Below are 5,304 nucleotides of genomic sequence, written 5' to 3'. Positions count from 1 at the left end.
AGCAGCAACCCGTCGAACAGCGTGCCGTCGGACGCCAGCCCGTCGGACGGCACCCCGGCGGGCACGGTCTCGGTGAGCACGGCGATCAGGTCGCCGTCCTGGAGGACGGTGGACAGCGCGGTGAGCCGCCCGTTGACCCGGACGCCGATGCAGCGGTGGCCGGTGTCCTCGCCGAGCAGGTAGGCGGCGTCCACGCAGGTGGCGCCGGCCCGCAGCTGAAGCGTTTCGCCGCACTCCGTCACGACGGTGATCTCCCGGTCCCCGGCCAGGTCGGCGGTGAGCGCCGACCAGAAGGCGTCCGGGTCGGGCGTCTCCTGCTGCCACTCCAGCAGCCGGCTGAGCCAGCCGGGCCTGGCCGGGTCGGTGCGGTCCAGCTCGTCGGCGTCCTGGACGGCCGCGGCGGGCTCCGGGTCGCCGAGGGCGACCACCCCGGTCTCGGCCACCTCGTGCATCCGCCGGGTGCGCACCAGCACCTCGACGACCTCGCCCTCCAGCGCCACGGCGGTGTGCAGCGACTGGTAGAGGTTGAACTTGGGGGCGGCGACGAAGTCGTTGAACTCCCCGGGCAGCGGCGTCCAGCAGGTGTGCAGTTCGCCGAGCACGGCGTAGCAGTCGGCGTTCTCCTCGACGACCACCAGCAGCCGCCCGAAGTCGGCCGGCTGCGGCCGCTGCGGCTGTCCGTCCGGCCCGGGCGCGGCGGCCCGCTTGAGCAGCACCCGGTGCAGCGAGACGCAGTGCCGCGGCCGCACGGTGACCTCGGCGGCCACCCCGGCCTCGGCCAGCTGCCGGGCCAGCAGCCGGGCGAACGGCTCCAGCAGGGTGTCCGGCTCGGCCTCGTGACCGGCCATCAGGGTGCGGGTGCGGGCGTGCTCCTCGGGGTGCAGGGTGGCGAAGACGATGTCCTCCAGCTCCGCCTTGAGCACCTGGATGCCGAGCCGTTCGGCCAGCGGGATCAGCACGTCCCGGGTGACCTTGGCGATCCGCACCTGGCTGGCCGGCTTCATGTGCCGGATGGTGCGCATGTTGTGCAGCCGGTCGGCGAGCTTGATCACCATCACCCGGACGTCGTCCCCGGTGGCGACCAGCATCTTGCGGAAGGTCTCGGCCTCGGCGGCGGCGCCGAAGTCGACCTTCTCCAGTTTCGTCACCCCGTCGACCAGGTAGGCGACTTCGGGCCCGAACCCGGCGCCGACCTGGTCCAGCGTCAACTCGGTGTCCTCCACCGTGTCGTGGAGCAGCGAGGCGACCAACGTCGTCGTCCCGGCGCCGAGTTGGGCCAGGATCATGGTGACGGCCAGCGGGTGGGTGATGTACGGCTCGCCGCTCTTGCGCTTCTGCCCGCGGTGGCTGGCCTCGGCCAGCCGGTAGGCCCGCGCGAGCAGCCCGAGGTCGGCCTGCGGGTGATGCTCGCGGTGGACCCGGACGAGCGGTTCGAGCGCGTCCGGCACCGGCTGGCGGCCGGTGGCCAGCAGGGCGGCCCGCCCGGCGCGGCCGAGCGCGGCCCGGCTCAGTCCGCTTAAGGGCCGCAGGACCCCGGTTTGCCGCGTGCTTGTCGGCGGCGGCCCGAAAGGCTGCCCGGCTTCGATGGTCATCGCACCTCCGGCAACGGTCACCGGCGGCCGCCCCGACGAGGGGCGCCGACCCGGTGATCCATGCTACCGAGCACAGCACGTTGCGCGATGCCTCGCTTCCCCTCTGCGACCGGTATCACTCGATCGGGGGGATTCGTCACCGTACGAAATGGGCAAACCGGGCCGTCAGCCGGTCAGCGCCGCCCACCACCGGGGGTCGATCTCGCCGGCCCCCACGATCACGGCCGCGCCGGTCATCTGCACCAGGCCGTCCGGGTGCTCGGTGATCGTCAGCCGCCCGCCGGGCAGGTCCACCGTGTACGTCGCGGCCTCGCCGGTGACCGCCGGGTCGAGCCCGTCCCGGCGGATCGAGGCCACCGCGACGGCGCACGCGCCGGTGCCGCAGGAGAGGGTCTCGCCGGAGCCGCGCTCGTGCACCCGCATGGCGACGTGCCGCGGCCCGCGGTCCACCACGAACTCGACGTTGACGCCCTCCGGGTAGGCGCTCTCGGGGCTGGTGAGCGGCGGGCGCAGCAGCTCGCCGGCGTGGTCGAGGCTCTCGACGAACGCGACGGCGTGCGGGTTGCCCATGTTGACGTTGAGCGCGGGCCAGCGCCGCTCGCCGACCGCGACCTCGATGCCGTCGGGACCGGGCAGCTTCGCGCGGCCCATGTCGATGGTGATCTCGCCGGCCGTGCCGTCCTCGGCGTCCTCGGCGACCCGTGCGGTCAGCACGCCGGCCCGGGTGGCCACGGCGATCTCGCCGGGCTTGGCGTGGCCGGCCTCGACCAGGTAGCGGGCGAAGACCCGCAGGCCGTTGCCGCACATCTCGGCGATGCTGCCGTCGGAGTTGCGGTAGTCCATGAACCACTCGGCCCGGTCGGCGAGGTCCGCGGCGGCCGGCTCGGCGGCAGAGCGCACGACGCGCAGCAGCCCGTCCCCGCCGATGCCCGCCCGGCGGTCGCACAGCGCGGCGACGGCCTCCGGGCCGATCGCCAGCCGGCCGTCCGGGTCGGGGACGATGACGAAGTCGTTCTGGGTGCCGTGCCCCTTGAGGAAGGGGATGCCGGCCCGCTGCGAAGAGGATGCGCTCACCCCTCCGATGGTACTGAGGAGAGTGGGGACCCACCGAAGGCGGTCGACCCTCCGGGCTACCGGAGGTGGGCGACGCGCCAGACGGCGAGGGCGCAGGCGGCCAGCGCGATCAGCGTGTAGACGACGATCGCCTTCCACCCGGCCCGCTTCCCGGAGCCCCGGCGCGGCAGGCCCGGCCACTTGTAGCCGGCGTGCCGGGCGGCCATCGCGCCCCAGCCGACCGAGGCGGCGGTGAACAGCAGCCCGAGCATCCCGACCATCGTCGCCCGCGCCCCGGCGGAGCCGAAGGCGAGCGGGAAGCTGAACATCAGCGAGCCGAGGGTGCCGAGCAGCGCGATCGGCAGCGTCTGCCACCACCGCAGCCGGCGCAGCGGCCGGATCTCCCGCTCGTGCACCGCGCCGGCCGGGCCGCTGGTGTCCAGCTTCGGCAGCGCGACGGCGTAGGAGGTGGGTGCGTCCAGGCCGGTCAGCACGGGGAGGTCCCCCATCGTCGACTCGTCGAACTCGTCGGCCGGTGCGGTGACGCTCCCGCTCTGGCCGGACTCGGGGCCGGTACCCGTCGACACACGGCCTCCCCTGACAGTTCGACACGAGCGGACTCGCGGCCGGTACGGCCGGCCCGCCCGGGCCGACCCCTTATGACATCGATGATGGCATGTCCAGAGGGCCGTTCCGGGCCTCTCCGGGGTCGGCGGGTGATCCGTGGCCATCACGTGATCGGGCCGTAACCCCCGGTTGGTCCTGCACGGCCACGTGCTCGCGCAGCTGCACCGCCGAAGTGGCCGGATCCCGCCTACGCGGCCGGTACCCGCTGACGGTCGATCAGCTCAAGGGAACGTTCCAGCAGCTCGACCGGGTCGGTGCCGGCCGGGCGGGAGAGCCAGTGGATCCGGTCGTCCCGGCGGAACCAGGACTCCTGGCGGCGGGCGAAGCGCTTGGTGGCCCGTACGGTTTCGGCCCTCGCCTCGTCCTCCGTGCACGCGCCGGCGAAGTGGTCGAGCACCTGCTGGTACCCGAGCGCCCGGGAGGCGGTCTTCCCGTCGCGCAGGCCGACCCGTTCGAGCGCGCGCACCTCGTCGAGCAGTCCGGCCTCCCACATCCGGTCGACGCGCAGGGTGATCCGCTCGTCCAGTTCGGGGCGCGGCACCGCGACGCCGATCTGCACGGCGTCGTAGACGGCGGTGTTGCTCGGCAGGTTGGCGGTGAACGGCTGCCCGGTGATCTCGATGACCTCCAGCGCGCGGACGATCCGCCGCCCGTTGCCGGTGAGGATCGCCTCGGCCGCCGCCGGGTCGAGCCCGGCCAGCCGCCGGTGCAGCGCGTACGGGCCGGCCTCGGCGAGCTCCGCCTCCAGCCGGGCGCGGACCGCCGGGTCGGTGCCGGGGAACTCCATCTCGTCGATCGCCGCCCGGACGTACAGCCCGGAGCCGCCGACCAGCACCGCGGCCCGCCCGGCGGCGAGCAGCCGGTCGATCTCGGCGCGGGCCAGCCGCTGGTACTCGGCGACGCTGGCGGCCTCGGTGACGTCCCAGACGTCCAGCAGGTGGTGCGGGATCCCGCCGCGCTCCTCCGCCGTGAGCTTGGCGGTGCCGATGTCCATGCCCCGGTAGAGCTGCATCGAGTCGGTGTTGACGATCTCGCCGCCGAGGCTGCGGGCGACGGCGACGGCGAGGTCGGACTTGCCGGCGGCGGTCGCCCCGACGATCGACACGACGGGGGGCTGGACGGTGCGGGAGCTGCTCACCGCTCCAGTCTCGCAAAACCGCCGCCGCGCCGGGCACCGGGCTGCCACTCGCCTCCGATTGCGCGACGATATGACTGTTTCCGGCCGTTTCCGCAGCTGAGCCCGTTTTGCGAACGCTTTACCGCTCCCGGACGTTGTGCAGGGAACAGGGATGGAAGGAGATCGCCATGGGTCTGATGGACAACCTCAAGGGCAAGGCCGAGGAGCTCAAGGAGAAGGCCAGCAAGCTGGCGGGTGACCACAGCGAACAGATCGAGCACATGGTGGACAAGGCCGGCGGCGCGATCGACAAGGCGACCAAGGGCAAGTACAGCGACAAGATCGAGCACGGCGCGACCAAGGCCAAGGGCGCGGTCGACGACTTCGCCCACAAGCCGAAGCCGGACGACGGGGGCCCGGACCCCCAGGCCCCTCAGGCCTGAGTGCCTCGGCTCCAGGACGCCACGAAGTACCCGACGCCGTACGGCGCGTCCTGGTAGCCCAGCCGCGCGGTGAGGCCGGCGCCCTCGGCGGCGCCGGCCAGCACCTGCCAGGGCGCCCGGCCGTCGGCCTTCAGCTCGGCGGCCAGGGCGGGGTCCAGCGCGGCCAGGGCGGGCAGGTCGGCCGCGCCCAGGGCGGCGGCCAGCGCCGCGTCGTAGTCCTCGGCGCGCTCGTCCAGGTAGCCGGGCGCCTTCACGGTGCGGCAGGCGCTGCCGCCGCCGAGGACCAGCAGGGCGACCCGGTCGGCCAGCCCGGCCAGCCCCTGGCCCAGCCCGAGCATGCGGTCGGCGGGGGCGTCCTCGGGCACGGCGCAGGCGTGCGTCGGCAGGGTCACCCCGGCGCGTTCGAGCAGCCACGCGCCGACGGTCAGCGAGGGCGCGAGCTCCGGCCCCTCGACCCGGCCGCCGGGCAGCC

The 5,304-nt window shown here is 74.0% G+C and carries 6 protein-coding genes; 1 reads left to right on the top strand and 5 read right to left on the bottom strand.

Annotated elements, in window-relative coordinates:
* The 4 genes from AB0O00_RS28500 to miaA all read right to left on the bottom strand — a co-directional run.
* Window positions 1-1,592 (bottom strand): HD domain-containing protein (locus tag AB0O00_RS28500; RefSeq protein WP_363656531.1); only part of this gene is annotated, 1,592 nt, incomplete at its 3' end.
* Window positions 1,593-1,757: 165 nt separating this feature from the next.
* Window positions 1,758-2,666, bottom strand: coding sequence for a diaminopimelate epimerase (gene dapF / locus AB0O00_RS28495; protein WP_363656529.1), 909 nt, complete (start codon window positions 2,664-2,666; stop codon window positions 1,758-1,760).
* Between the two features lie 56 nt (window positions 2,667-2,722).
* Window positions 2,723-3,232: a hypothetical protein gene (locus tag AB0O00_RS28490; protein ID WP_363656527.1), complete on the bottom strand. Its 510-nt coding sequence runs from the start codon at window positions 3,230-3,232 to the stop codon at window positions 2,723-2,725.
* Window positions 3,233-3,459: 227 nt separating this feature from the next.
* Window positions 3,460-4,410, bottom strand: a complete 951-nt coding sequence (gene miaA / locus AB0O00_RS28485; protein WP_363656525.1) for a tRNA (adenosine(37)-N6)-dimethylallyltransferase MiaA — start codon at window positions 4,408-4,410, stop codon at window positions 3,460-3,462.
* A 167-nt stretch (window positions 4,411-4,577) separates the two neighbouring features.
* Here miaA and AB0O00_RS28480 point away from each other — a divergent pair, with 167 nt between their 5' ends.
* Window positions 4,578-4,832: an antitoxin gene (locus tag AB0O00_RS28480; protein ID WP_363656523.1), complete on the top strand. Its 255-nt coding sequence runs from the start codon at window positions 4,578-4,580 to the stop codon at window positions 4,830-4,832.
* Here AB0O00_RS28480 and AB0O00_RS28475 read toward each other — a convergent pair.
* Window positions 4,823-5,304, bottom strand: a 482-nt coding sequence (locus tag AB0O00_RS28475; RefSeq protein WP_363656521.1) for a hypothetical protein, incomplete at its 5' end; no start/stop codon positions are given. The two genes, AB0O00_RS28480 and AB0O00_RS28475, sit on opposite strands and share 10 nt — an antisense overlap.

Origin of the sequence: Kitasatospora sp. NPDC093558 (genome assembly GCF_040683475.1) — a bacterium.
Lineage (GTDB): Bacteria > Actinomycetota > Actinomycetes > Streptomycetales > Streptomycetaceae > Kitasatospora.
The sequence above is the reverse complement of the archived record's forward strand: the minus strand, read 5'-3'. Positions and strand labels throughout refer to the sequence as shown.

What these genes read in the sequence shown, in the direction of transcription:
- AB0O00_RS28480 (WP_363656523.1), top strand. Translation starts at nt 4,578, where the DNA reads ATGGGTCTGATGGACAACCTCAAGGGCAAGGCCGAGGAGCTCAAGGAG.